This is a genomic window from Pseudomonas sp. PICF6, assembly GCF_009831705.1.
Classification (GTDB): domain Bacteria; phylum Pseudomonadota; class Gammaproteobacteria; order Pseudomonadales; family Pseudomonadaceae; genus Aquipseudomonas; species Aquipseudomonas rhizophila.
Genome location: NZ_WUUD01000026.1, coordinates 376,522 through 377,626 on the forward strand (window position 1 = coordinate 376,522; position 1,105 = coordinate 377,626).

At 63.6% G+C, this 1,105-nt stretch carries 1 pseudogene; it reads right to left on the reverse strand.

Annotated elements, in window-relative coordinates:
• A pseudogene (locus GSM73_RS27520) lies at positions 1-1,105 on the reverse strand (hemagglutinin); the annotation flags it as partial.

The window sequence follows — 1,105 nt, forward strand, 5'->3', positions numbered from 1 at the left end:
GTCAGCGATGCGAGGGTCAGGCTGATGTCGCCCTTGGCCGACACTTCACCGCCGTCGCTGGAATCCAGAGACTCGGCACCGAGGGTAAGGTCGCCTTGGGCATTGATCAGGCCATCGGCGCTGTTGTTCAGGGCCATGGCGTTGAGGACCAACGCGCCGCCCGCCAGCACGCTACCGCCCTGGTTGTTCAGATCACCGCTATTGAGCGTGAGCAGTTGCGCGGCGCTGATCAGGCCTTGCGCCTGGTTATTCAGTTGCTGATCGACGGTCAGGTCGAGGTTGCCGCGACTGGTGAGGGTGCCGCCGTTGTTGGTCAGGCTTTGCGCTGTGACATCCAGGGTCGCCGCGCCGATCAGGCCTTTGACGTTGTTCAACGCCTGGGCGATGCGCAGGGTCAGGCCCTGGCTGCTGAGCAACCGGCCACTGTCGTTGTTGAGATTATTGGCCGCCAAGGTAAAGGCTTCGGCGCTGGAGATTTCACCGCCCTGGTTGTTCACGCCGTTGAGGTTTTTCAGCAACAGCACGCCGGGGGCGTTGATCAAACCGCTCTGGTTGTTGAGCTGGCCATTGTTCAGGTCCAGGCTCAGCGAGGTGTTGCTGAACAGCTTGCCGCCCTGCTGATCCAGACCGGACACCGACGCGGTCAACGCGCCTTGGCTGCCGATGCTCCCGCCATCCTGGTTGGTGACTTGGCCAGCCACGAGGTTCAGCGTGCTGCCGCTGTTGAGGCGACCGCTCTGGCTGTTATCGAACGCGCCAGTGGTGACGCTCACCGTGCCTTTGCCGCTGATGTTGCCCTGCTGACGGTTGTCCAGCGCCGCGCTGCTGAGCAGCAGCGCGCCGTCGGTGACCAGTTCGCCGCCCTGGTTGTCGAGACGCCCCAGGCTTTTCACGGTGAGGTCGGCGGCGCTCGACAGACTGCCGTCGGTGTTGGTCAGGTTGGCGGCGCTGACATTCAGCGTGCCTTCGCTGCTGAGTTGGCCTTGGGTGTTGAGCAGATCGCGGCTCAGGTTGATGCGCTGGTTCTGCTGGCTGATCAGGTAGCCGCCGCTGTTGTCGAGGGAGCCGCCATCCAGCTCGAGTCCAGCCTTGGCGCTGAGCAGGC